The 251-nt window shown below is 63.3% G+C and carries 1 pseudogene; it reads left to right on the top strand.

Annotated features, from left to right (window positions below):
- Window positions 1-251: pseudogene (locus A6V29_RS09950) on the top strand (phosphoglucomutase, alpha-D-glucose phosphate-specific); the annotation flags it as partial.

Consider the following 251-nt stretch of genomic DNA (forward strand, 5'->3'; position numbering starts at 1 on the left):
GATTTCGCACGCCATCATCGCCTACAACAAGGGCCGTACGGAGCACCTCGCCGACGGCGTGGTCATCACGCCGTCGCATAACCCGCCAGAAGATGGCGGCTACAAGTACAATCCGCCGCATGGCGGCCCGGCCGACACCGATGCCACCGGGGAGATCGAGCGGCAGGCCAATATCTATCTGGCCAACGAACTCGATGGCGTGTCGCGCATCAGCTACACGAAAGCCAGGCAGCGCGGCTCAGTGCATCCAG

The sequence above is a fragment of the Blastococcus sp. CCUG 61487 genome (assembly GCF_005222955.1).
In the GTDB taxonomy this organism is placed as follows: domain Bacteria; phylum Actinomycetota; class Actinomycetes; order Mycobacteriales; family Geodermatophilaceae; genus Blastococcus.